29 protein-coding genes are annotated in these 25513 nt (G+C 39.0%); 23 read left to right on the plus strand and 6 right to left on the minus strand.

Annotated elements, in window-relative coordinates; all coding sequences use genetic code 11:
- Window positions 1–3 precede the first annotated feature (3 nt).
- Genes H5160_RS06515 through H5160_RS06565 form a run of 11 tightly spaced genes read left to right on the plus strand, consistent with a single transcriptional unit; the run spans window position 4 to window position 9623 of the window.
- Window positions 4–714, plus strand: a complete 711-nt coding sequence (locus H5160_RS06515; RefSeq protein WP_002959310.1) for an RNA polymerase sigma factor FliA — start codon at window positions 4–6, stop codon at window positions 712–714.
- A gap of 40 nt (window positions 715–754) precedes the next feature.
- Entirely contained in the window at window positions 755–1138 is a 384-nt protein-coding gene (gene cheY, locus H5160_RS06520; protein WP_008132609.1) for a chemotaxis response regulator CheY, read from the plus strand.
- A gap of 17 nt (window positions 1139–1155) precedes the next feature.
- On the plus strand, window positions 1156–1929 hold the full coding sequence (locus H5160_RS06525) for a protein phosphatase CheZ (protein ID WP_024595388.1): 774 nt from the start codon (window positions 1156–1158) through the stop codon (window positions 1927–1929).
- Window positions 1930–1944: 15 nt separating this feature from the next.
- Window positions 1945–4164 carry a chemotaxis protein CheA gene (locus H5160_RS06530; protein WP_182716006.1) on the plus strand — a complete coding sequence of 740 codons (2220 nt, stop codon included), beginning with the start codon at window positions 1945–1947 and terminating at the stop codon, window positions 4162–4164.
- Window positions 4165–4222: 58 nt separating this feature from the next.
- Window positions 4223–5386, plus strand: a complete 1164-nt coding sequence (locus H5160_RS06535) for a chemotaxis response regulator protein-glutamate methylesterase (RefSeq protein ID WP_182716005.1) — start codon at window positions 4223–4225, stop codon at window positions 5384–5386.
- A complete protein-coding gene (locus H5160_RS06540) occupies window positions 5379–6143 on the plus strand; it encodes a flagellar motor protein (protein WP_024595391.1) in 765 nt (254 codons plus the stop codon). Before H5160_RS06535 ends, H5160_RS06540 begins: the two co-directional genes overlap by 8 nt.
- 1 nt (window position 6144) lies before the next feature.
- Complete coding sequence (locus H5160_RS06545; RefSeq protein ID WP_182721174.1) at window positions 6145–7104, plus strand: flagellar motor protein MotB; 960 nt, start codon at window positions 6145–6147, stop codon at window positions 7102–7104.
- A gap of 12 nt (window positions 7105–7116) precedes the next feature.
- Window positions 7117–7887 carry a ParA family protein gene (locus tag H5160_RS06550; protein WP_182737104.1) on the plus strand — a complete coding sequence of 257 codons (771 nt, stop codon included), beginning with the start codon at window positions 7117–7119 and terminating at the stop codon, window positions 7885–7887.
- A 3-nt stretch (window positions 7888–7890) separates the two neighbouring features.
- Window positions 7891–8682: a chemotaxis protein CheW gene (locus H5160_RS06555; RefSeq protein WP_024595393.1), complete on the plus strand. Its 792-nt coding sequence runs from the start codon at window positions 7891–7893 to the stop codon at window positions 8680–8682.
- A 24-nt stretch (window positions 8683–8706) separates the two neighbouring features.
- A complete protein-coding gene (locus tag H5160_RS06560; protein WP_002959294.1) occupies window positions 8707–9204 on the plus strand; it encodes a chemotaxis protein CheW in 498 nt (165 codons plus the stop codon).
- A gap of 17 nt (window positions 9205–9221) precedes the next feature.
- Window positions 9222–9623, plus strand: a complete 402-nt coding sequence (locus H5160_RS06565) for a DUF2802 domain-containing protein (RefSeq protein ID WP_024595394.1) — start codon at window positions 9222–9224, stop codon at window positions 9621–9623.
- A 29-nt stretch (window positions 9624–9652) separates the two neighbouring features.
- On the opposite strand, the gene H5160_RS06570 is transcribed toward H5160_RS06565, so the two are convergent.
- The gene (locus tag H5160_RS06570; protein ID WP_007377933.1) at window positions 9653–9961 is read right to left on the minus strand and encodes an EscU/YscU/HrcU family type III secretion system export apparatus switch protein; all 309 of its coding nucleotides are present in this window, start codon (window positions 9959–9961) and stop codon (window positions 9653–9655) included.
- Window positions 9962–9963: 2 nt separating this feature from the next.
- The gene (locus H5160_RS06575; protein ID WP_182737106.1) at window positions 9964–12417 is read right to left on the minus strand and encodes a flagellar hook-length control protein FliK; all 2454 of its coding nucleotides are present in this window, start codon (window positions 12415–12417) and stop codon (window positions 9964–9966) included.
- A 103-nt stretch (window positions 12418–12520) separates the two neighbouring features.
- Here H5160_RS06575 and ccmA point away from each other — a divergent pair, with 103 nt between their 5' ends.
- Genes ccmA through H5160_RS06625 form a run of 10 tightly spaced genes read left to right on the plus strand, consistent with a single transcriptional unit; the run spans window position 12521 to window position 20241 of the window.
- Window positions 12521–13141, plus strand: coding sequence for a cytochrome c biogenesis heme-transporting ATPase CcmA (ccmA, locus tag H5160_RS06580; protein ID WP_152609331.1), 621 nt, complete (start codon window positions 12521–12523; stop codon window positions 13139–13141).
- Entirely contained in the window at window positions 13141–13827 is a 687-nt protein-coding gene (gene ccmB, locus H5160_RS06585) for a heme exporter protein CcmB (protein WP_165723519.1), read from the plus strand. The genes ccmA and ccmB overlap by 1 nt, the downstream gene beginning before the upstream one ends.
- Window positions 13827–14564, plus strand: a complete 738-nt coding sequence (locus tag H5160_RS06590; RefSeq protein ID WP_002959285.1) for a heme ABC transporter permease — start codon at window positions 13827–13829, stop codon at window positions 14562–14564. Before ccmB ends, H5160_RS06590 begins: the two co-directional genes overlap by 1 nt.
- 2 nt (window positions 14565–14566) lie before the next feature.
- A complete protein-coding gene (gene ccmD, locus H5160_RS06595; RefSeq protein WP_002959284.1) occupies window positions 14567–14770 on the plus strand; it encodes a heme exporter protein CcmD in 204 nt (67 codons plus the stop codon).
- Complete coding sequence (gene ccmE, locus H5160_RS06600; RefSeq protein WP_002959283.1) at window positions 14767–15246, plus strand: cytochrome c maturation protein CcmE; 480 nt, start codon at window positions 14767–14769, stop codon at window positions 15244–15246. Before ccmD ends, ccmE begins: the two co-directional genes overlap by 4 nt.
- Before the next feature lie 2 nt (window positions 15247–15248).
- Window positions 15249–17219 (plus strand): heme lyase CcmF/NrfE family subunit, encoded by a 1971-nt coding sequence (locus H5160_RS06605; RefSeq protein ID WP_002959282.1) that lies wholly within the window; start codon window positions 15249–15251, stop codon window positions 17217–17219.
- Entirely contained in the window at window positions 17216–17785 is a 570-nt protein-coding gene (locus H5160_RS06610) for a redoxin family protein (protein ID WP_182737107.1), read from the plus strand. The genes H5160_RS06605 and H5160_RS06610 overlap by 4 nt, the downstream gene beginning before the upstream one ends.
- Window positions 17785–18246 carry a cytochrome c-type biogenesis protein gene (locus H5160_RS06615; protein ID WP_002959280.1) on the plus strand — a complete coding sequence of 154 codons (462 nt, stop codon included), beginning with the start codon at window positions 17785–17787 and terminating at the stop codon, window positions 18244–18246. Before H5160_RS06610 ends, H5160_RS06615 begins: the two co-directional genes overlap by 1 nt.
- A complete protein-coding gene (gene ccmI / locus H5160_RS06620) occupies window positions 18247–19500 on the plus strand; it encodes a c-type cytochrome biogenesis protein CcmI (RefSeq protein WP_182737108.1) in 1254 nt (417 codons plus the stop codon).
- 9 nt (window positions 19501–19509) lie between these two features.
- Window positions 19510–20241 (plus strand): VacJ family lipoprotein, encoded by a 732-nt coding sequence (locus tag H5160_RS06625; protein WP_182732705.1) that lies wholly within the window; start codon window positions 19510–19512, stop codon window positions 20239–20241.
- 147 nt (window positions 20242–20388) lie between these two features.
- Here H5160_RS06625 and H5160_RS06630 read toward each other — a convergent pair whose 3' ends face one another.
- A complete protein-coding gene (locus H5160_RS06630) occupies window positions 20389–21615 on the minus strand; it encodes an EAL and HDOD domain-containing protein (RefSeq protein ID WP_004335679.1) in 1227 nt (408 codons plus the stop codon).
- A 331-nt stretch (window positions 21616–21946) separates the two neighbouring features.
- On the opposite strand from H5160_RS06630, the gene putP reads away from it, so the two are divergent.
- On the plus strand, window positions 21947–23425 hold the full coding sequence (putP, locus tag H5160_RS06635) for a sodium/proline symporter PutP (RefSeq protein WP_149602304.1): 1479 nt from the start codon (window positions 21947–21949) through the stop codon (window positions 23423–23425).
- Window positions 23426–23698: 273 nt separating this feature from the next.
- On the opposite strand, the gene H5160_RS06640 is transcribed toward putP, so the two are convergent.
- Window positions 23699–24016, minus strand: a complete 318-nt coding sequence (locus H5160_RS06640; RefSeq protein ID WP_004335683.1) for a YebG family protein — start codon at window positions 24014–24016, stop codon at window positions 23699–23701.
- A gap of 314 nt (window positions 24017–24330) precedes the next feature.
- Here H5160_RS06640 and H5160_RS06645 point away from each other — a divergent pair, with 314 nt between their 5' ends.
- Entirely contained in the window at window positions 24331–24627 is a 297-nt protein-coding gene (locus tag H5160_RS06645) for a helix-hairpin-helix domain-containing protein (RefSeq protein ID WP_165723515.1), read from the plus strand.
- 24 nt (window positions 24628–24651) lie between these two features.
- On the opposite strand, the gene H5160_RS06650 is transcribed toward H5160_RS06645, so the two are convergent.
- Together H5160_RS06650 and dsbB are read right to left on the minus strand one after the other, a co-directional pair.
- Window positions 24652–24954 carry a DUF6170 family protein gene (locus H5160_RS06650; RefSeq protein ID WP_024595348.1) on the minus strand — a complete coding sequence of 101 codons (303 nt, stop codon included), beginning with the start codon at window positions 24952–24954 and terminating at the stop codon, window positions 24652–24654.
- 1 nt (window position 24955) lies between these two features.
- Window positions 24956–25474, minus strand: a complete 519-nt coding sequence (gene dsbB, locus H5160_RS06655; RefSeq protein ID WP_024595347.1) for a disulfide bond formation protein DsbB — start codon at window positions 25472–25474, stop codon at window positions 24956–24958.
- Between the last annotated feature and the right edge of the window lie 39 nt (window positions 25475–25513).

Below are 25513 nucleotides of genomic sequence, written 5' to 3' on the forward strand. Positions count from 1 at the left end.
GCTATGGGATATCAATCAACACAAAATTTAAATGTGATTGTTGAGAAGCATGCATCACTTGTTAAAAAAGTGGCATGTCATCTAATTGCTCGATTACCACCTAGCGTTCAACTTGATGATTTAATTCAATCAGGAATGATAGGCTTAATAGAAGCTTCGAAAAACTTTGATGCAACAAAAGGCGCAAGCTTTGAAACTTTTGCAGGTATTCGTATTCGCGGTGCTATGCTTGATGAAATGCGCCGTGGTGATTGGGCTCCTCGTTCAGTTCACCGTAAAAACAGGCAAGTTGCAGAAGCAATTACTGAGCTCGAAAGTAGTCTGAACCGCGAACCAACGGACATAGAAGTTGCTGAAAAACTTGAAATTTCGCTCAATGAGTACCATCATATTTTAAATGATGCGAATACGAGTAAAATATTAGGCATTGAAGACCTTGGTGTAGATGAGGATGTTATTACTCCTGTAGGCCAAGATTTAGCACAAGATAAACCTTTTAATAATGTTAAAAATGATAGGTTTAATGAGTCTTTGCTAAGTGCAATTAAGTCATTACCAGAGCGTGATGCAATGGTGCTTTCTTTGTACTACAACGATGAAATGAATTTAAAAGAAATAGGACATATACTCGATGTAAGTGAATCGCGTGTAAGTCAGATACATGGTCAGGCGATGATTAAGCTTAAAGCTAAAATCAATGACTGGATAAATTAGTAGTAAGTAAACAAAGGTTAATACCTCACTGGGGGATGTTTTGGATAAAAACATGAAAATTCTTGTAGTTGATGATTTTTCAACAATGAGACGCATTATAAAAAACCTGTTACGTGACTTAGGTTTCACTAACGTTCAAGAAGCTGATGATGGGTCTACAGCTTTGCCTATGTTGCAAAATCAAGTGTTTGATTTTGTAGTTACGGATTGGAATATGCCTGGAATGCAGGGTATTGATCTTTTAAGAGCAATACGTGCAGACGATAAGTTAAAACATATCCCTGTATTAATGGTAACGGCAGAGGCTAAAAAAGAACAAATAATAGCTGCAGCGCAAGCTGGTGTTAATGGTTATATTGTTAAGCCATTTACGGCTGGAACATTAAAAACTAAATTAGAAAAAGTATTTGAACGCTTAGGCTAATGATGGGGGAGAGGCTTATGCCAGCACCAGCTGCGCCTCAAATAACGTTAGAACAAGCTCGTCAGCTCGTTGTTTTTTTAGAAAATGATGAGCAAGACAAAGCAAATCAGTTGATTTTAGAGGCTGCATCTAAAGAGCAGTCTGAATTATTTGCTGAAGTTGGAAAGTTGACTCGTCAACTGCACGAAGCCCTTAAAAGTTTTGAGCTTGATACTCGCTTAACTGATATAACGACAGATGCGATTCCAGATGCTAAAAAGCGGCTTAATTATGTTATAGAAATGACAGAAAATGCGGCTAATAAAACAATGGATGCAGTGGAGGCCAGTTTACCTATAGCCCAACAGTTAGCGGACGAAATATCTCATATTAAACCGACATGGGATCGTTTAATGAGCCGCGAGATTGAGCTTGGTGAGTTTAAGCAACTTTGCCATAGCATCGATAAGTTTATGAACAACTCTCATCATAAGACTGATGAGCTTCAAAACTTAATGACAAATGTACTAATGGCTCAAGACTATCAAGACTTAACAGGTCAAGTTATTCGCCGTGTTATCGAACTTGTTAGGGAAGTAGAAGAAAGTTTACTTCATCTTTTAACTGCGTTTGCTGAACAAGACGACACTAACAGCACCGCGAATAAAGTAGAACAACAAAAAATAAAAGAACCAGTTGCCACACAAACTTTAGCAGGTCCTGAAGGCCCTATTATTGATAAAGAATCGCGTAATGATGTTGTATCTGATCAAGATGAAGTTGATGATCTTTTATCAAGTTTGGGCTTCTAAGAGGAGAGTAACTGCATGTTTGAAGTCGATGAAGATATTTTACAAGACTTTCTTGTAGAGGCTGGAGAAATCCTAGAGCTTTTATCTGAACAGTTAGTTGAGCTGGAAAATAATCCAGAAGATACCGAGTTACTAAACGCTATATTTAGAGGTTTTCACACTGTAAAAGGTGGTGCAGGCTTTTTAGCTATGACAGAACTTGTTGATGCTTGTCACGGTGCTGAAAACGTATTTGATTTACTACGTCAAGGCGTGCGAACAGTCAACTCAGAGTTAATGGATGTTATTTTACAAGCACTAGACACCATTAATGAGATGTTTGCGACTATCCAAAACAGAGACAAGCCTGAACCTGCAGATCCTGAATTACTTCATACTCTTCATATCTTAGGTCTACCTCCAACAGAAGCCGAAGCCACTGAAGCCTCTTCACAAACAGAGGTTGAACAACCTCATAATGAAGTGGTGGATACACCGGTAGCTGATGATGAAGATCCGTTTGCATTTGATGAACTATTTAGCGGAGCGCCTTCGGTTAGCGATGCTGAAATAGATGAAATCACTGAAGACGAATTTGAAAGCTTACTTGATGAGCTGCACGGTAAAGGACAAGGTCCTGCAGTTGAAAAACCAGTAGCAAGTAGTAGTGATTTTAGTGGTGATATTACTGATGATGAATTTGACAGCTTATTAGACGAGTTACATGGTGTTGGCAGTTTTGGTGAAGTTACGAGCAAACCTGAACAAAATGATGCCAATAAAACACCTGTAGAATCTGCTATACCAGCTGTAAATACAGTTAATTCATCAGATGATGAAATTAGTGATGACGAATTTGAAGCGCTTCTTGATGAACTTCATGGTAAAGGCACTGCTCCTAAATCGATAGAAAGTGCGCCAGCTGCAAAACAACCTGAACCTGTTTCACCGCCAGCTAAACAAGTGAGTGAACCAGTAAAAAAAGCTGAGCCAGCTAAAGCTCCTACTCCAAAACCAGTTGAAAAAGCGCCAGAGAAGCCAGTAGCTAAAGTACCACCAGCAGCAGCTCCAAAAAAATCAGCGCCACCAGCAGCAGAGACCACTGTTCGCGTAGATACAAAACGACTCGATCAAATTATGAATATGGTTGGTGAGTTAGTTCTTGTACGAAATCGTTTGGTTAGTTTAGCGACTAACTCAGACAGTGAAGCGATGGGTAAAGCAATCTCTAACTTAGATGTAGTGACTGCGGATATTCAAGGTGCGGTTATGCAAACGCGAATGCAACCAATTAAGAAGGTATTTGGTCGCTTCCCTCGCGTTGTACGCGACTTAGCACGTAGCTTAAATAAAGATATTGATTTAAAACTTATTGGTGAAGAAACCGATCTAGATAAAAACTTAGTTGAAGCACTTGCCGACCCGCTTGTGCATTTAGTTAGAAACTCAGTTGACCATGGTATTGAAATGCCCGCTGTTCGTGAAGCAGCTGGTAAGCCTAGAACAGGTAATGTTACTTTATCAGCGTCTCAAGAGGGCGACCATATTTTGCTAACCATCAAAGATGATGGTGCAGGTATGGATGCTGAAAAACTGAAAAAAATTGCAATTAGTAAAGGCGTACTCGATCATGACCAAGCGAGTCGACTTTCTGACACCGAAGCATATAACCTGATTTTTGCACCTGGCTTTTCTACAAAAGAAGAAATATCTGATATTTCAGGCCGTGGTGTAGGAATGGACGTAGTTAAAACTAAGATCACGCAACTTAATGGCTCAGTAAGCATTCAGTCTGAACTTGGTGTTGGTACTATTTTAGAAATAAAAGTACCACTTACCTTGGCTATATTACCGACATTAATGGTCGTTGTTGGCGCACAAACATTTGCGTTACCACTGGCTGGTGTTAGTGAGATATTCAATTTAGATTTAACGAAGACGAATGTAGTTGATGGGCAATTAACAATTATTGTGCGTAAAAAGGCGATACCGTTATTTTACCTTGAGCATTGGTTAGTAAAAGGCTCAGATCGTTCTCAGCGAAAATCTAAAGGTCACGTCGTTATTGTACAAATTGGTACGCAACAAATTGGTTTTGTTGTTGACTCATTAATTGGCCAAGAAGAAGTAGTGATTAAGCCGCTTGATGCGTTACTTCAAGGAACGCCAGGTATGGCAGGCGCTACAATAACTTCAGATGGCGGCATTGCACTGATTTTAGACGTTCCAAACATGTTAAAACATTACGCAGGCTAATAATAAAGTAGGTATATATTTAATATATACCTACGCATAAATTTAATAAGAGAGCTAAATGGCCGTTAAAGTTTTAGTTGTTGATGATTCAAGCTTTTTTCGCCGTAGAGTAAGCGAAATCCTTGAGCAAGATAGCGATATACAAGTTATAGGCTTTGCTGTTAATGGCAGAGAGGCTGTTGAGAAAGCAGCTCAATTGCGTCCTGACATGATCACCATGGATGTCGAAATGCCTGTGCTTGATGGTATTAGCGCAGTTAAAGAGATAATGGCGAGTAACCCAACTCCTATCTTAATGTTTTCATCACTTACACGTGATGGTGCAACAGCAACGTTTGATGCGTTAGATGCTGGCGCAATGGATTTTTTACCGAAAAAATTTGAAGATATTGCACGCAATAATGAAGATGCAATTAAGCTTTTGCAAAGTAAAGTAAAAGATATAGGACGAAGACGTTTACCGCGAACATTTAGAGCGGCAACACCAGCTAAACCAGTCATTTCAACGAAACCAACAAGTTCACTTTCGCAAAGCACAAGCACATCAACAACTCAAATCAAGCAGCCTGATAGAAGCTTTCAAAGAGCTGCGCCTGTTGCATCGACAAGTTCAAATGTTGCCTCAATGCGAGCAAGTGGAAAACAATATCAACTTTTAGCTATTGGTACTTCTACAGGTGGTCCTGTTGCTCTGCAAACTATATTGACTCAATTGCCTGCTAATTTTCCTCACCCTATTTTACTTATTCAGCACATGCCCGCTGCATTTACACCCGCGTTTGCAGCGCGCTTAAACGGTTTGTGCCAAATAAAAGTGAAAGAAGCACAACAGGGCGATCGCTTACAACCAGGAACTGCTTATTTAGCGCCTGGCGGACAGCAGATGATGGTAGAGGGGCGTGGAGCAAATAGAACGCTGCGCGTATTTGAAGATCATAGCGAGAGAATAAGTTATAAACCAAGCGTAGATGTAACGTTTGCTAGTGCAGCTAAAACGTACCAAGGTGATGTACTTGCTATTGTTTTAACAGGTATGGGCGCTGATGGTCGTGATGGTGCAAGAATGTTAAAACAAACGGGGGCAACTATTTGGGCACAGGATGAGAAAAGCTGTGTCGTTTATGGAATGCCCCAAGCAATTGCTAATGCGGGGCTTTCAAGTGAAAGCTTAGCATTGAGCGATGTTGCAGCACGTATAATGAGAGAGGTAGGTTGTGGATAAACTCTCAATATTTGGACTATTGGTAGCACTTGGTGCAATAGGTTTAGGCTATTCTTTAGAAGGCGGTGTTGTTTCAGCTTTATTTAATGGCCCTGCGCTTATTATTGTACTTGGTGGCACGCTTGGCGCTGTTATGTTGCAAACCTCTGCTAGCACATTCAAAAAAATGCTAAATATGAGCTCGTGGGTTTTTGTTGCACCACAATACGATATTGAAGACGCAATAGAGCAAGTTAAACGATGGTCTCATAAAGCACGTCAAGAAGGTTACTTAGCGCTTGAGAATGAAGCTTTAGCTCACCCAGATGCGTATGCAGCAAAAGGTTTAAGCTTACTTGTCGATGGCTGCTCAGAGCAAAAACTACGAGACACGCTTGAAATTGATTTACTGCTAGAACGCGATCGTTTGCTTGAAGCCGCGCGTGTTTATGAAGCAATGGGGGGTTACAGCCCTACCATTGGTATTTTAGGTGCGGTGCTTGGCTTAATACAGGCAATGTCGTTTATTACCGATCCACAAATGCTTGGCGCCGGCGTTGCAACGGCATTTATTGCGACCATTTATGGTGTTGGTTTAGCTAATTTATTGTTTTTACCTATGGCAAATAAGTTAAAACAGCGTGTAGAGCAAAAAATGCTTTACCATGAAATGCTTGCTGAAGGCGTTATTGCAATAAGCATAGGTGAAAGCCCAGTAAATATAGAATTAAAGCTTGAAGCCTATCGTGTAGAGCGCCCTAATTTAGTGGACGAATAACATGTTACGCCGACGACTTCGTCACTCTGCTGCTAAAAGTCAACATACCGAACGTTGGCTTGTATCGTATGCCGATTACATGACTATTATGTTTGCTTTTTTTGTGGTTCTGTATGCGATAGCGATTAATAAAGAAGAACAATTCCAAATATTGTCAGATTCCCTTGAACAGGTTTTTGATAAGTCAGCTCGCCAATACTCCCAGCAAGGTGAAGGTGTCAACGGTAATGGAATATTGACAGATAGAGTGACACCTGAACAAGAAGTTCTTTATGGCGAAAGTATATTAAAAGAAGAGCAAGGTCCTGAGCTACTCGACGGCCAAAGTGATACAAGCAATATCCAGCAAAAGTATTTAGGCAAACCTCTTGATAGTTTATTAATTAAATTACAGTCAGCGCTTATTGATGAAATCCGTGATGGAGAAGCCAGTTTAGAGCTTAACCAAGATTGGCTGATTATAGAGCTAAGCTCAGGTATGTTATTTTCAAGCGGTAGTTCAGTTGCACACTCTCGAGCAAAGCAGGTCGTCAAGATTGTTAAAGATATTATTGCACCAGTAGATAACTATGTAAGAGTACGAGGTTATACTGATGATGAAAGTATTCGTAATGAGATATTTCGTTCGAACTGGGAACTGTCGGTAGCTAGAGCCACGTCAATTTTAGTAGAGCTGGAAGCATTAGGCATTAATTCAGCTAGAATGGCGATAGAAGGTTATGGCCAATATTCACCTTTTGCAAGTAACGATACAGAACAAGGGCGCGCAGAAAATCGTAAAGTTGTTATCGCACTTTCTAAGTATGGATTACCGCCAAAACAAGAGGTTAAAAGTGACGGGCAAGCTGATGAGCCTGCAGTGATTGAACCTGAAATTGAACTTCCTTCAGATGACGATACAATAAAAGTAATTCGTTTGCCTCATGGCGGTATTCGCATAACAACGCGCAATGAACAGTAATTAGGATGTAATGTGAAGATTTGGACTGTCGCTAATCAAAAAGGAGGGGTTGGTAAAACAACAACCGCAGTGAGCCTTGCCGGTATTTTGGCATTACAAGGTAAACGTGTATTGCTTATAGATACAGACCCTCATGCGTCACTCACTTATTACTTTGGCATTGACTCAGAGGATTTAGAAGTCAGTGTGTACGATATTTTTGCCCGTGGTACAAGTATGCAAAGTGAAGAGATACTCCAAGCTTTGTGTCCATCAACACTTCAAAACTTGGATATTTTACCTGCGACTATGGCAATAGCTACGCTTGATCGAAGTATGGGTAATAAAACAGGGATGGGGTTAATACTAAAAAAAGCGCTTGCAAAAATTAGCGAACATTACGATTATGCCATTTTAGATTGCCCTCCAGTTTTAGGGGTGTTAATGGTCAATGCGCTTGCAGCAAGTGAGCGAATTTTAGTGCCAGTGCAAACGGAGTTTTTAGCACTCAAAGGGCTTGATAGAATGATGCGTACTATGGATTTGATGCAATCCTCTCAAGCAAAAGATTATCAATATACTATAATTCCTACCATGTACGACAAACGTACTAAAGCATCGTTAGAAGCATACAAAACATTGCAAAGTACATATGGTGATAAAGTTTGGCCAGGTGTGATACCGGTGGATACCAAATTTAGAAATGCAAGCTTTGCACAAAAAGTACCTGTAGAGTATTGTCCTCGCTCGCGCGGTGTATACGCATATAAAGCACTGCTAGAATATTTAATTGAACAAGGTTAATGAATGAGTAAGCAATTGTTTGCTAATGAAAAAGTAATGAAACAATACCTTGGGGCTTTGTTATGTGAAGATGAGCCTGTAGATAACCTTGAGCCAGTTGCAAAATTACTTGAGCAAATCCCAGATGATTCACAACAGCATATTCATTCAAAACCTAAAGAACAATTAAAAGCAGCAGAGAGTACATTTGATAATGACTTGCTCAATGTTGAAATTGAGCCAATAGCTGAGCCAGCGTTTGAAACTGAAAAAGTTAATGAAGTGGTTGACGAGGAAGTAATAGCACCTGCAATTACTACTATAGAAAAGCCAGAGCTGGAGATTGTAACTACTAGCCAATCAGACTATTTTGATGGTGAATTTCAGGCATTGTTTTTTGAAGTTGCTGGCTTGACCTTGGCTGTGCCATTAAAAGCACTTGGTGGAATACATCAATTAGGTGAAGTAAATCATTTGTTTGGTAAGCCGAAATGGTTTAAAGGCGTTATGCTCAACAGAGAAGAAAAGCTTAATGTTGTTGATACTGCGCGTTGGGTTATGCCAGAAAAATATGATGATAAATTAGAGGCATCTTTAGATTATCAATATTTGATTACACTAGGTGATAGCCAGTGGGGTTTATTAGCTGAAAAGTTGATAAATAACATTACATTGAGTAAAGAAGATGTAAAATGGCGTACAAATAAAAGCAAGCGCCCATGGCTTGCTGGCGTTATAAAAGAAAAAATGTGTGCTTTGATAGACGTAGATAATTTAAATATATTATTAGAGAAAGGCTTAGATAGCCGTCAGTAGTAATGACCATTACGGGGTAATAGCATGAATCAAGATAAATTACTGTCAGCAAATAAAAACGCAGATAATAACGATGAAATTTTACAGTGGGTTACGTTTAAGCTAGAGGAAGAAACTTACGGCGTAAATGTAATGCAAGTACAAGAAATACTTCGTTATACAGAGATAGCTCCTGTACCAGGTGCACCTTCATATGTGATTGGTATTATTAACTTACGCGGCAACGTTGTTACCGTTATTGATACTCGTGCACGTTTTGGTTTGCTAGCTGCTGATGCAACTGACAACTCTCGCATCTTAATTATTGAAGCAGAAGAGCAAGTTATTGGTATTTTAGCCGACAGCGTATCGGAAGTGGTTTACTTGCGCAGCTCTGAAATCGACAGTGCGCCAAATGTTGGTACTGAAGAAAGCGCTAAGTTTATTCAAGGTGTTTGTAACCGCGATAATGAATTACTGATTTTGGTTGATTTAAATAAGTTACTCAGTGATGACGAATGGGATGAGTTAAGCGATATATAAGCTTTACCAAATAAATTATGGTGTTACTTAGTATAGCTATATCAGCGTTAGCGGTAGGACTTATATCGCTGGCGTTAATTATTGCATTAAAAAATAAACACGCGAATGAAATTAATGCTGTATCGCAGCAGCTTAAAGATAGCTCTGAGCAGACTCATATTTTGCGCAGTGAAATTTCGGAGATTAGAACCGGGCTCTTAAGTATTGGTAAGCGAGTGCTTGAAGTTGAACAACAAAACCAAGATTTAATGCAACAGCAAGCGGCGCAAAAATACGATGACCCTGATGCTAAAATTTACTCTCGTGCTGTAAAAATGGTTGAGTTAGGTGCAGACCTTGATGAAGTAATACGCGAGTGCGAACTACCACGAGCAGAAGCCGAATTACTATTTTCATTACATAAACAAAAAGGTGCTTAGCGCCTTTTTTTATGTGCGGATAAATTGGCTCAAGCCTTAATATTTAACTTACCTTGAAAATCCTGCCAACCTGGCGGAAATTGACCTCTTAATACATACGAAAACGCAATAAGCTCTGCAATAACATAATAAAGCTCTTTAGGAATTTCTTCTCCTAACTCTAAATGCGACAACGTTTTAGCAAGTGCTGCATCTTCGTGGATCATAATTCCTTTTAGTTTAGCCGCTGCTATTATTTCATCAGCTAATTCACCAAACCCCTTAACACTTACAGTGGGTGTGTTACCAGCTTCGTACAAAAGCCCAATGGCTGATTTATTAATCGGTGTATCACTCATAGCTAAACCTTAATATTAATAATTGCGTGAGATTTATAGAATGCCTGATTGTTGGCATCGCCTCGCCTTAAATTGAGCTCGCCAACTTGTAAGCCATGTTTAGCTAGTTTTGATCTTAAATTATCTAAGTGAGGGTGAGCAATTGCACTTACTTCTTGGCTCGAGGCTAATAGCTGGCAATCGAGTGCTTTATCCATTAACTCTGCAGTAATTTGTAGCTGCCCAAGTTGGGCATAATCAAAGTTTAATCTGACAAACCATACATTTTTATCTTCTAATTTACCGGCGCTTGGCTTTTTATACTGTCCAAGTGTTATTTCTGTTTGGGCTGCTTCTGGAGGTAATCTCATCGGTAATAAAAATTGTGCAAGCGGGTTTGTGTCTGGCTGTTGATTTGGTGTTGAGACACTTACTTGGGTAAGTGTGTTTTTAACGTGTACGATTTCGCTGGCCAAAGCTTGTACTTGAGCTTGTTGAAGCTGTTCAAGCATTTTTGCTCCCGTGTTACCCATTTTAAAAGTAGGTATAAGTACTTGTAAGAGAGCATCTAAGCCAGTTTGATTATTAAAACTGATAGGCGTTACTGATTGGCTAATCAGAGGCGCAGCTAAAATACTCACAGCCACCTGTTCAAGCCCTTTAGTGAAACTACTTTGCAGCATATCACCCGCTAGTTGAGTGGGCTGTAAAGTAGCAAGTATCTCACGCTGTATGGTTGCAGGGTTTATGTTATTACTTGAAACCATACGGTTAAATGCCTGATTAATTAAGCGAGTTAAATCAGGGGTGTCTTTTGTTGCCTTATCTGTAATATCAGTAATTTGACTGCTTAAAAGTTGTTTATTGTAAGCCAGCCTATCTGTAGGGGTTGTGGCATCAGGAAGCTTTAATAATGTACTTAATAGTTTTGCTTCTATTGGTTGTAGCATTTGACTACGAGAGGGCGCATTAGATAACGGCTCAGTTAACAAGGTAATGCTTTTAGTGTTCACTGTGCTTGTGTTGTTTTGATTATTATCGTTTATTGCAAGCTGTGCTGAGGAGGTGGTAAGTCCCTTAGTGACTACTTCATTGGTAGGGTTAACCAAGGTGTTCGATTTACTGCTTTCACTAGTAATAAGGGGTTTTAATTGGCTTGCTTTTAAATCACTTAGCTTAGCGCTCGCCACTTCACCTGGGGTAGTATTATTTGTTATTGGCATGTAGGTTGTTGCTGTGTTTGCAGGTGTTTGCCAAACACTAACACTTCCTTTTACTAGTTGCGTTAATTGTACAATCGGCGGGAGCCTTGAAAAGTGCTCTGGCAAAATATTGCTCGTATTGTTATTTAACGCAGTACTCACACTTTGAGTAATGTTAACTCTATTTAGCGGTGATTCACTCAGTTGTATAGCTAAAGACGTTTTTTGTTGCGCGGGCGAAGTTGATAGCTGCGTTAACTCAGATTTACTTATTGTAGCAAAAGGCTTATTTTCAAAATATTTAACCGCATCATTAATTCGCGTTTTTAAATCACTAAAACTATTTTGTAACCACGATTTTATTGGACTATTTAGGGTCAATAATGGATTTACTTTAATATTACTCGCAGAAACGGCTACTTCAGGTGCATTGCTTTTTTGCGCTAAAAGTAACTCGTTAAATGGTTTTGAGAATGAGTTGTTAAGCGTTACTTTTATATTGTTTGTATCGGTTTTAATAAATAATTTATCTGCCTGGTTCACTAAATTTACTTTAATAGGTGTATTAGGTAGTTCGGCAAGTTGTTGATTAGTAATAGGTGTTGTAAATGAACCTGACTTTTGAGGATGAGTTAAAATAGCCAGTTTTGGTGTTGCTTGAAGTTGCGCACTGGGTAATAAGGCCGCGAGCAAATTAGTAAGTTTAGTTTGGCTAAGTGGTTGCGAGTGAACCGTATCAGCAAAGCGGTTAATAACATTAATCTGCGCGCCTTTATTAGTCGTACTAACAACTACTTTTAAAGGCTGTTCTGTTGTAAGTAACTGGGCTACGTCTTTATTTATGGCAATACTTGCGTTGAGTTTATCAATAACTAACTTGGGAGAAGGGGATACAGCAACTTGTACATCCATTGGTTGGCTTTGTACCTCAGTGCCCGTGCTTACATAATTTAACAAGCGCTGCAATTGTACCGGCTGATTTAAAGTAAAGGTTGTACTGTTTGGCGATATGTTGAGCTGCTTACCATCAGGGCTGATTTGTATGTTAGCACTGACTATTTTTTGCAGGTTTTGTGGTGCGCTTGTAGTGCCAAGCCTTAATGTTTGCCAATGCTTATCAATAAATACATCAAGCGTAATCGAGTCTTTCGAAAATTGGATGTTTTTAGCCGCAAGTACCTCACTAGGTAACTGTGGTAACTCATTGGTCTGGCTGTGAGCAGATTGATTGATAACCAATGAGTTAGATAATGTTATTTGCGTTGGTGTATTCATTATTTTAAATCAAGTTTTTGTTAATCGATTATAAAGCAATATTCGTATTACCCTATCATTATGGTAGACTAACGCCTAATTTTTGGCAGAGAGAATCGTCATCTTGTTACACATTAAGTCCGTCACCTGCATCAAGCAAGATCGTTGTTTGTTTGCGGATCTTAATTTTAGCCTTAATAGCGGTCAAATCATGCAATTAGCGGGTCCTAATGGGGCTGGTAAAACATCGCTACTGCGTATTATTGCTGGCTTTTCTGTGCCTGATGAAGGGTCTGTTCTGTTCCAAGATCAACCTATATCTAAGTACTATGAAGAGTATGCCAGAGAGCTGCTTTTTATAGGGCATAAAACAGGTGTAAGTACTCAGCTTAGTGCAGTTGAAAATGTTCGCCACTGGTTACAAATTAATGGCTACATAAATGAGCCTGATTTGTATCCTATTTTAGCGCAACTTGGCCTTGTTGGACTTGAAGATGTACCCGTTAGAATGCTATCTGCTGGACAACAACGACGTGTAGCGCTTGTTAGGCTTTGGTTAAGTGATGCTAAATTATGGGTACTTGATGAGCCATTTACCGCGCTTGATAAAAGCGGTGTCGCCTTTTTACAGCAGCGATTTACTGAACACTTACAAAGCGGTGGTGCCATTTTATTAACGACCCACCAAGACTTAACGACCCACTTTAGTAACTTACAAACGGTTACACTGGAGTATCGCCACTAATGACTCGTCAACACTCTTATTGGTTGCTATTTAGTGCGGTATTTACCAAAGATGTAAAACTTGCGTTTCGCCAGCGCGCCGAAATTGTAAATCCTATTTTATTCTTCTTAATTGTAATTTCATTATTTCCGTTAGCAATAGGGCCTGAGCCCAGTCTACTTGCGAGAATGGCGCCAGGTATTATTTGGGTTGCCGCATTACTCTCTACCATGTTGGGTTTAGATAAGTTGTTTAGGGATGATTTTAACGATGGCTCGTTGGAGCAGTTAATTGCATCCTCTTATCCATTATCGCTAACCGTACTTGCTAAAGTGGCTGCTCATTGGGTGGTAACAGGTTTACCGCTTGTATTAATGACCCCGCTATTTGCATTGTTGTTAAACCTAGAAAGTACGGCGTTAACAGCAACTGTTTTAACATTATTATTAGGCACTCCACTATTGAGCTTTATTGGCGCAATAGGCGCAGGGCTTACTGTAGGATTACAAAAAGGGGGTATTTTGATGAGTTTACTCGTACTGCCTTTGTATATTCCTGTTTTGATTTTTGCAACGTCGGCTATCGATACCAGTACAATGTCACTGGATTATAGTGGGCAGCTTGCCATCCTTGGTGCAATGTTACTTATTGCTATTATTAGCGCACCAATTGCCATATCGTCAGCTTTAAAAGTGAGTGTAAGTTAATGTGGAAGTGGTTACATCCCTATGCTAAAGCAGAGCGTGCATACCAGTTATGCAATACGTTACTGCCATATTTTGCCGTAGTTACCGTAGTTAGTATGATTGTTGGATGGGTATGGGGGCTTGGTTTTGCACCTGCCGATTACCAACAAAAAGACAGCTACCGTATCATCTTTATTCATGTGCCTTCTGCCATTTTATCTATGGGGGCTTACTCATCAATGGCGATTGCCGCTATCGTTGCACTTGTATGGCAGCTACGAAATGCCGAGCTTGCTGTTATTGCTATTGCGCCTGTTGGTGCATGTATTACTGCTATAGCGCTTATTACTGGCGCTGCATGGGGTAAACCTATGTGGGGTGCTTGGTGGGTATGGGATGCGCGTTTAACGTCTGAACTTATTTTATTATTTTTATATCTTGGCGTGCTTTCGCTTTACCATGCATTTGAAGATAAGAAGTCAGCAGGGCGTGCGGCTTCTATTTTAGCAATTGTTGGCGTAATTAATTTACCTATTATTCATTACTCTGTTGAGTGGTGGAATACGTTACACCAAGGTGCAAGCATTACAAAGCTAGATACAAAAGCAATAGATCCAAGTATGTTTTGGCCTCTTATGGTTAATATTTTAGCCTTTGCTGCTTTTGTTGGAACAGTGACTTTAATTCGTCTTAAAAATGAAATTTTGCAACGAGAAAAGCACCGACCGTGGGTTCGCTCGTTGTTAAATAAGGGGTAATTATGCAGTTTGACTCTTTTTCTGATTTTATTGCAATGGGAGGTTATGGATTTTATGTCTGGCTTTCTTTTGGTACATGCGCACTTATTTTACTCGGTATTTTAGTGAACTCTTTGAGAGACACAAAGCGTATTATGGCTTCAGTGGAGCAACAAATAATACGTGAAGCGCGAATTAAAAAAGCTAAGCAGGAACAAATCTCATGAATCCAAGACGTAAAAAGCGCCTATTGGTAATCATTGCCGTACTGTTTGGTATTGGTGGGTCAATTGGTTTAGTGCTTTATGCACTGCAAGAAAATATTAATCTTTTTTATACGCCAAGCGAATTAATTGATGGCAAAGGCCCTAACAAAGAAAAACCACATATAGGTCAAAAGTTACGTATTGGCGGCATGGTTGTGCCAGGCACGGTTGAGCGTAATGAACAAAGCTTACAAGTAAGCTTTAAGCTAATAGATACAGGTCCATTAGTGACTGTGCGTTATCAGGGCATATTGCCAGACTTGTTTCGTGAGGGGCAAGGCATTGTAGCGCAGGGCGTATTAGTCGAGCCTAATGTTATTGAAGCATTTGAAGTACTAGCAAAGCATGACGAAGAATATATGCCAGCAGAAGTTGCAGAGGCAGTTAAAGGTATTAAGCACGAAAAACCAAAATACAACTTAGATAGTGGTAATTAGCTATGATCCCAGAAATTGGTTATTTTTCTTTAACGCTTGCCATGGTGCTAAGCGTTTTACTGTGTATTTTTCCTCTTTGGGGCGCGCATACTGGTAATCTTCGGTTAATGCGTGCGGCTCCATCTTTAGCAATAGGCCAGTTTGCTTTTGTACTAATCTCTTTTGCTGCACTTATTTATGCAAGTTTAACAGACGACTTTACCGTATCTTACGTAGCGTATCATTCAAGTAGTACGCTGCCTTGGTACTATAAAATCACCTCTACGTGGGGCGGTCATGAAGGTGCTATTTTATTATGGTTAGTAATGCAAGCGGGTTGGACCGCTGCTGTAGCAGCGCGTTCTAAATCATTACCTTGGGTATTACGTGCTCGCGTACTGGGTGTACTTGGTTTTTTAGGTGTAGGTTTTATGATGTACACCTTACTGCTTTCAAGCCCGTTTGAGCGCCTACTTCCTTATTTTCCGGTAGAAGGGCGTGATTTGAATCCGCTGCTTCAAGATCCAGGTATGATTATTCATCCACCATTACTGTACATGGGTTATGTGGGGCTGTCGGTTGCTTTCTCTTTTGCTATAGCTGCATTGTTAACTGGTAAACTTGATAACACATGGGCTAAATGGTCACGCCCGTGGACGATGACTGCATGGGGGTTCTTAGGTTTAGGTCTTACTATTGGTAGCTGGTGGGCGTATTCAGAACTAGGCTGGGGTGGCTGGTGGTTTTGGGATCCAGTAGAAAACGCAGCGCTTATGCCTTGGCTTGTTGCAACCGCATTACTGCATTCATTAAGTGTGACAGAAAAGCGCGGTATATTTAAATCATGGACAGTATTACTCGCAATTGCAGCATTTTCTTTAAGTTTGCTAGGTACGTTTATTGTACGCTCGGGTATTATTGTATCGGTACATGCGTTTGCTACAGACCCCGATAGAGGCTTATTTATACTCGCCTTTTTAGGCATCGTTGTCGGTGGTGGCTTGGCTTTATATGCAATGCGTGTGTCACAAGTTCACAGTGAAGGACGATACAAGCTGGTATCGCGCGAAGTGGCGTTATGGCTCAATAATATATTTTTAGTTGTTGCTACATTAATTGTTATGTTAGGTACATTGTTGCCAATGGTTCATAAAGAAATGGGCTTAGGTAGTATTTCTATTGGCGAACCGTTTTTTAATAAGATGTTTGCAATAATTTTAGTACCGTTTGCTATTTTGATGGGTATCGGACCACTTTTACGTTGGAAGCAAAACAAGTGGGCTTTTTTGCAAAACAAAATATTAATGGGCGTATTAGCAAGTGTTGTGATTACCTGCGCTTGGTTATTCTCAAGTTACGATTTAGTAAAACCACTTACGTTATTAGCGACAACACTGGCGGTTTGGATTGCAATATCAACAGGGATTGATATTTACACCAAAGCAGCTGTGCACGGGAGCTTAAAAGAAGGCTTAAAACGCTTTACTGTAAGTTACTGGGCTATGGTACTTGGGCATATTGGTATTGCATTTATTATTGCGGGCGTAACACTTACCTCGGCTTATTCAGTAGAGCGTGATGTATCGATGAAACCGGGTGAAATAGCACAGCTTAATGAGTATGAATATCGCTTTGATGGCGTTAAAACTATTCGTGGGCCAAACTACAGCGGTCATGCGGGCGTTGTATCTGTGCTTAAAAATAATGAGCTAGTAACACGTTTACACGCCGAAAAACGTAAATATGACATTGGTATGCAGTTTATGACTGAGGCGGCAATAGATGCCGGTTTTAAACGTGATTTATATTTAGCATTAGGTGAGCAATTAAGTGGTGATGCATGGTCACTTCGCATTTACCATAAACCATTTGTACGCTGGATATGGATTGGTGGCGTGCTTATGTCATTTGCAGGTTTCATGATTTTGTTTGATAAACGTTACCGTACATCAGCTAAAACAGCCCGTAAAGATGTACCGGAGAGTGTTTTATGAACCGTAAAATTTTAGCTATTGCGCCGCTTTTAGTGTTTGCTTTTGTGTGTGTATTTTTATACCAAGGTCTTTTTGCCAACCCTCGTGAAATTCAAACAGGGCGGATAGGTCAAGAAATGCCAGCGTTTAATTTACCTGATTTAATGCAAGACAATAAGCAGTGGACCAACGAGTCGTTAAAAGGTGAAGTTTACTTATTAAATGTATGGGGTACGTGGTGCCCAACATGTTTAGTCGAACTTGGTTATTTAACTAAGTTACGTGAGCAAGGCGTTAAAATTATTGGACTATATTACGTACAAGGTTACGACTCTGATTTTGATGGCCCGTTTGATATGCAATCACTTCGCAGCGAAGTCACTGATATGCTGCAACGTGCAGGTGACCCTTACCAATTTAATATTTTAGATTTACACCGTACTTTGTCGTTGGATTTAGGTGTATCGGGTGCTCCAGAAACATTTTTAGTCGATAAAAAAGGCACTATTTTGTTGCATCACACCGGTGATATAAATCCGCGAGTATGGCGTGCTAAATTTGCGCCAATTATGCAGGAGCTTAAATAATGAAGTGGTTACTACTTACGCTTAGCCTTTTTGTAAGCATGGGGGCGTTTGCACAGCAAGATCGCTATCAATTTGATAACAACAAACAAGCAATATTGTTTGAAGAGTTAACCAAAGAGCTACGTTGCCCTAAGTGTCAAAATCAAAACATTGCGGACTCCGACGCTGTTGTTGCTAAAGACTTGCGCGATAAAGTGCTCGTATTGGTTAAAGAAGGTAAAAGCAAAGACGAAGTGATTGATTATATGATTGACCGCTTTGGCTATTTTGTTCATTACGACCCACCTGTTACACCAGCGACTTTAGTGCTGTGGGTACTACCTGTATTAATTGTAATTGTTGGCTTTGGTTTTATTGTTATTCGCCAACGAAAAGCATCAGTAAAACAAACATGGAGCAGCGACGATGAAATGCTGCTAGCGAAGCTAATTGAACAAAATAAACGTCAGGAGCAAAGCTAAATGATTTTAATGTGGGCGTGTTTTGCCTTACTCACACTGGTTGCTCTTAGCTTTGTTATGATACCTTTTTTAAAAAAAGAGCGTGTTCAAACGATTACTCATAACGCCAATGCTGAATTAATTAGTATTTATGAGCAGCGTTTAGTCGATTTGCAAACTGATTTAGATAATCAACGCATTGATAGCGTAAATCACGCAGAATCAATTGTTGAATTAAAACGTCGCTTATTGAATGAGCTATCACCTGAGAAATCACTTAACAGCAAAGGTAATAATCGTATTTTTGCTTTAACAGGCGGTGCATTTGTTCTTGCGCTTACAGGGATTTTTTATAGTTTTACAGGCAGTCAGCAGCAAATTTCGGCTTGGCATGACGCAATGGATAATTTAGCTGATTATGGCGAGCGTGCTGTAATGCAAAAAGGTGAGCCGCTTAGTCAAAATGAGCTGCAGGCTTTTGCATTGGCGCTTCGTACTAAACTTAGCCGCTCTGGCGATGATGAAGTTGCTTGGATGCTACTTGGTCGAGTGGCTATGTCGCTTAATGAATTTGACATGGCGCAGCAGTCATTTGATAAAGCACTACGTATGAACCCTGATAATATGCAGGTTCTTATTAGTTACAGTCAGGTTTTATTACTTGAAGGTAGCGAAGCTAATATGACTCGCTCGGCAGGTATGCTTTCAAAAGTGCTAAACGTTGAGCCTACTAATTTAGATGCTATTTCGTTACTAGCGCTGATAGCGTATGAGCGTAAAGATTGGCCGCAAGCTAAAACTGCATTTGAAGTTTTATTGGCGAGCATGGAAAAAAATGATTCACGTTATAACATGATCTCAGAACGTATTGCTGATATTGAGCAACAAATGCAAAGTGAAGGCTCAGTTATGCCAGTTACTACTACAACGGGTGCTATTGCAGTTACAGTCGACATTGCAAAAGAGCTTATTGATAAACAGCCAAAAGACGGTATTTTGTTTATATTTGCAAAAGCTGCAACTGGCTCACCTATGCCATTGGCTGCTGTTAAGCTTACTAAATATTCATTTCCAATTACAGTTGAGTTGAGTGATAGTAGTGCAATGGTTGCAGGGCTTAACCTATCTAGTGCAGAAAATATTATTATTTCGGCGCGTATTTCTATCGATGACTCTGTTATGCCAAGCTCTGGTGAGCTAGAAGGTCATTCACAGGCGTTAAAGCGTGAAAGTGTAAGTGACTACCAACTTCAAATTGATACATTAATACCTTAAGGACGTTAGATGTTAAAACACAGTTTTACTTTTTTATGTTTATTGATACTAGCCGGCTGTGCTCAAGTCCCTCAAAGCAAAGTAGATGAAAGAGATCCGCTGCAAAGTATTAATCGTCCATTATATGACTTTAATATGGATGTACTGGATGCTTATTTGTTGCGCCCAGTTGCTGTAGGTTATGTTGAAGTAACGCCTGTACCGGTAAGAAACGGTATTGTTAATTTTACAGGTAATATCACCGCACCTGTAGATATGATCAATGCGGGTTTGCAAGGTAAACCGGGTAATGCAAGCGTGAGCTTAGCACGCTTTTTAGTTAACTCTACTGTCGGTCTTTTTGGTATCTTTGATGTTGCAAGCTCACTAGGTCTTGAAATAGTCGATGAAGACTTTGGGCAAACGTTGGGTGTATGGGGCGTAGGTGATGGCGCCTATTTAATGCTACCAGGTATGGGGCCAACAACAGCACGTAACCTGACCGGTGATGTAGTCGACAACTTTGTATTACCTGAAGTTGCGCTAACGACTCCACAAACTATTTTAGTATTTGTTTTAAAAGCAGTTGAGGCGCGTGCATCATTAATCCCACAAGAAGGGCTATTAAATGATTCACTTGATCCGTACTTATTTGTAAAAGATATTTACTTCCAGCGTCAAATTTATGAGCTGTACGATGGCAATCCACCAGTTAAAGAAGAGCCAGCTGATTTTGATGAAGACTTTTTAGAAAGTTTATAATTGAAGCCACTAATAAAAACGCCAGCTAAATGCTGGCGTTTTTATTTACTGTTTATATAGAATCTGAACTTTGGCTAGAGAAAAATAAACTTAGATATCATTATGATTCAATATATTAGTAAATGTTTTAACCAGAGTTCGGGTTACTTATTTTTCGTTAACTATTAACTGCATTTGCTCATTAACCCAAGTCAGTGCTTCATGATAGGCATCAGGAACTTTTTCACCTAGGTTTAGTTCTTTCGTTAATTCGTTTGCGGCTGACCAGTTAGCTTGTTCATAATACTTAACTAAGTTTAAATATTTTGCCAGCAAGCCTTCATCGTTTAATAACGCTGCTTTTATGTCATTCGAAAGTGGAAGCTTTTTCATAACGCTTTCCATACTCTCATCTAAAATAGCATCCATAAGAGACATCATACCGGTTAAAAATGCCATGCCGGTATCTTTAAATTGTCCATGGGATATAGCGAGTAACTCACCAAAACGAGCGCGCGTAAGCGATAGCCTAATTAGCTCTACAGGTTTATCTGCTGATACTTGCGCTGCAAATAATAATGATAATAGTTTTTTAATTTCGTTAGCACCAAGCACTATAAGGGCTTGCTTAATGGTACTTATTTCAGCACGCCTTGCAAAGGCAGCAGAATTTGAATACCTAAGTAATTTGTAAGATAGGTTTACATCACGCTCAAACACATCAGTGATTTTTTTAAGATCCATATCAACGCTTGATGTTTCGTAAAGTAATTCAGCTAATGCCATTTCTGAAGGCGGTAGAGCCTTACTTTGTACCATTTCAGGTTTTGAGAAGAAAAATCCTTGGAAATAATCAAAACCAAGCTCTAGAGCTTGTTGGTAAATTTCATAGGTTTCTACTTTTTCGGCAAGTAACTTAATATGCGAGTGCAGTTTTAAATCATTAAGAACCGTTTTTATTGTATCTATATCAGATGCTAAAAAGTCTATTTTAATAATATCAATAAATGGATAAAAGTGGCGCCAAACAGGCTGATGAATATAGTCATCAAGAGCAATAGTGTAACCTTTATCTTTTAGATCTTTCACTATGGCTAATAATCGCTTCCCAGGTTGCACAGTTTCAAGGATTTCTACAACTACAGTATCTTTGCCCAGTAGTGTTGGGTAGCCCTTTGATAGCGTTTCTAGAGTGAAATTTATATAGGCGGGTTTATTGTCGGTTAAATCTTCTAAGCCGAAATTAAACTGACTACCTTCAATTAGTCGTGTAGTTGCCTCGTCACCGTCTATATCGGGAAATACGTTATCAACGCCATCGCGAAATAAAAGTTCATACCCGATGAGCTTTTTATCTCTGTCTAAAATAGGTTGGCGTGCAGCGTAAAAATACATAAACAGTTCCGTAAGAGTAATCTAATTAGTTATTGTAATAATATATGGCAAAAGACTCAAAATAGCATTACGTATATTTGCTAGATTAATAAATTATCATTAAAAATTAAGGTCTTTCTAGTATTTAATTTATTATATTTCACCAATTCGCTTTAAAATTATTCAACATGAGTATTTTTGTATCAGGTGAGGGCAACAAGTTGGAGATTTTATTATCAAGCATGATATAGTCAGCGAGAATGGTTTTTACCCCAATAGTGTCTTAACTATAAAATTTTAAGAGTCATTATTTGGATTAAAGCCTATTATTAATAATTATGCGGAGGCTAATTTGGAAACAGGAATGATTATTTCACTAGCATTATATTTTATTGTAATGTTAGGTATCGGACTATATGCATATAAGCAATCTACTGACGATGTATCTGGTTACATGTTAGGTGGACGAAATCTATCTCCAAGTGTAGCTGCACTGTCTGCAGGTGCATCTGATATGAGTGGCTGGATTTTAATGGGCCTACCTGGTGCGATGTTTGTTACTGGTTTTAGTAGTACATGGATAGCAATTGGCTTGGTGATTGGTGCTTGGTTAAACTATCTGTTAGTTGCACCGAGATTACGTGTTTACACTGAAAAAGCAAATGACTCTATAACCATCCCAGATTACTTTTCAAATCGCTTCAATGATAAATCCAACCTATTACGTGTTGTATCAGCTGTGGTAATTATTGTTTTCTTTACTCTTTATACTTCATCTGGTGTTGTCGCTGGTGGTAAATTGTTTGAAAGCTCATTTGGTTTAACTTATGAGATGGGTTTATACATTACAACGGGCGTAGTTGTTTTATATACCTTGTTTGGTGGTTTTTTAGCTGTAAGCTTAACTGACTTTGTGCAAGGTTGTATTATGTTCATTGCACTTATTCTAGTACCAACGGTTGCATATTCTTTGCTTGAACAACCTTTAGAATCAACTTTACATAGCGTAAATCCAGATATGCTTAACTGGATTGGTGCAGGTTCTGCATTAGGTATTATTTCTGCAATGGCTTGGGGTTTAGGTTATTTTGGCCAACCACATATCATTGTTCGTTTTATGTCGGTACGTAGTGTTAAAGATATGCCTAAAGCACGCCGTATTGGTATGACATGGATGATTGTTGCTGCCATTGGTGCTGTTGGTACTGGTATATTTGGTGCAGCTTATACTTATGAGAACAACATTGTAGTTGAAGACCCTGAAACAATTTTCTTAATTCTTTCTGAGTTGCTGTTCCACCCACTTATTGCTGGCTTTTTACTTGCTGCAATTTTGGCTGCGATTATGAGTACTATCTCATCTCAATTATTGGTTAGTTCAAGTTCATTAACAGAAGATTTCTATAAAACATTCTTACGTAAAGATGCCAGTGATAAAGAGCTAGTTGCTGTTGGCCGTATTAGTGTTGCCGTAGTTGCTATGTTCGCTATTTATTTAGCTTACGACAGAGATAGCTCTATTTTAGACCTAGTAAGTAATGCGTGGGCTGGCTTTGGTGCTGCGTTTGGACCTCTTGTATTGTTTAGCCTTTATTGGAAACGCATGAACTTTGCTGGTGCGTTAGCTGGTATGTTAGTAGGCGCATTTACTGTGCTAATTTGGATATATGGACCATTTACTATCAATGGTGAAAGCTTAAGTAGCTTTATGTACGAAATAGTACCGGGCTTTATTTTAGCGAGTATTGCAATTGTTGTTGTTAGCTTAGTAACAAAAGAGCCTGAGCAAAACATCACTGCTTTATTTGATGAAGTAGAAAAAGAGCTTTAATTAGCAATTACTACTTATTTTAAAGTGAGTAGTAATTAATACCAACCCGCAATAATACTTAATCATTTTGCGGGGCTAAACGTGTTGCTACCGGCGTTAAAAAATTCTCATTTAGAACAACTAAATATCGAATTTTTGCCTAGCTATCAACACGTTTTTCCACCCTCAAAGAGATCATTTAATTAAGCGAATTGGTATAATAAAAAAGGGAGCAACTTAGTTGCTCCCTTTTTTATTTAGTTTGTCCCGTTCGAGGAGGGAGCATTCTATGAATTAACTTACTTTTTTATCGTTGTTATCTTCAATTGATGCAACGTTATCTGACTTTTTACTTTTTGCTGGCGCTTTGGTAACAGCTGGATCTTTGCCACCTTTTAATATGGTCATAAAATCATCTTTGCTTTTCGCTATTTCTAAAGCAAGTGATTCAATTTGTTGCTCACTAAGCGGTACGTCTACCTTTTCTAGCATCAGCTCAAGTGATTCTGCTATATCGAGCATCTTGTCATAAGCATCCGCTTCTTTTTTGGTAGTAAACGTCATACGCTCGACTCCGTTTCGTTCTACAACATATTTAACAACAACAGCCATGATTTCTCCTGCAAAATTGCTTGGCACCGTGGTTTTTAAAAAACCATTAGATTACTGTTTTTATGTACAGTAATGGTTTGTAAGTAAATTTGCAAGCGCGAAGTATTAATTTTTAGGTGTCTTAAATTTGACAAAAAACGGTAACTTTACTTTAGTTAAGCAATCACTTTGTTGTACCAGCTGCATTTTCAGGATTTCGGATCATAGTGATAATGCGTTTAGGTACACTTTAAGTGATGAACTTTACAGTTCCTTATTTATTGATTTCCTGAGCAATACTCAAAATTAAGAAAAGAAGAATAAGGGCAAGTTTAATGAAAACGTTAAAAAATTTACTCATCATAAGTTTATTATGTTTACTACCCGCGACTACCGCGTATGCACAATTATCAGAAGTAACTAAGCAAATGCCTCAAGCTGAGACAATTAGTATAAATAATGCTGATGCAGAGATGCTTGCTAAGTTACCTGGTATAGGTAAGAAAAAAGCGCAGGCAATTGTGGATTATCGTGAAGAAAATGGCGAATTTAAAAGCGTTAGTGATTTATCGCAAGTTAAAGGGATTGGCAAAAAACTTTTAGCTAAATTAGAGGGGAAACTTTCACTTTAATATTTCTAAAAAGTAATCAGGGTGCTAGGCGCCCTGATTAAATTGTTTTAGCGCATCGCTTAAGTGCTTTTTAGCAAAGTTAATTTCAATAGGTGTAGTTAATAGTGGATAGCACAATCCGCCAAGTATCAAAAATGGTATTAATATCCAACCTTTAAATACAGTGAATATTAAAAATAGTGGGCTAAGTAATAGCAACTTTATAATACGCAATAGAACTTTATCAGTTGGCGATAGCTGACTTAATGCAAGCGCAATTACGTCTTGGCGCTGGCGTACTTTTAAATGCTTAAGCTGGTCTAATTGGCTTGAAAAAAATGTAAACATATCAAATCGACTTTTTAATTGATAAACGGGCAATAATTATAATAAATAGCGTTAGTGAGAAAATCCCAAATATCACTTCCATCCAAGCAGGCATGCTCATGCCAACAAACTGCCAATCTATATTTCCACAATCCCCGGTAGCTTGAAAAAAGCTAGGTATCCATTCATGTAGTGGCATAAATGATGGGAAATTTGGTTCAAACTCGCAGCTAAATGCAAAAGGGTCTGTGGTGGTCTGCATATCAATATGTTCGCGAGCAATTAAGTATCCCCAAACACTCGATATTCCCCAAATAACATACGCTATCATACGCACAGTTTTACTTTGTGGTTTACTTGAGCCTACAATCCCTGCGCCTAATAACCCCAATACTGCAGTGCGTTGATATATACACATTATGCAAGGCGCTAACCCCATTTTGTATTGAAAGAAAAGAGCGGTAACTTCAAGTAAAAAAACGATAGCTGTAAATAAAAGCCACGGGGTTCGTTGGGTAGGTAATTGTGCAAGCCAGTTCATAAAAATTCCGCGTTTTAATAGGACGTTAGATTATGACGT

Origin of the sequence: Pseudoalteromonas sp. SG43-4 (genome assembly GCF_014164325.1) — a bacterium.
GTDB classification, from domain to species: Bacteria; Pseudomonadota; Gammaproteobacteria; order Enterobacterales; family Alteromonadaceae; genus Pseudoalteromonas; species Pseudoalteromonas distincta.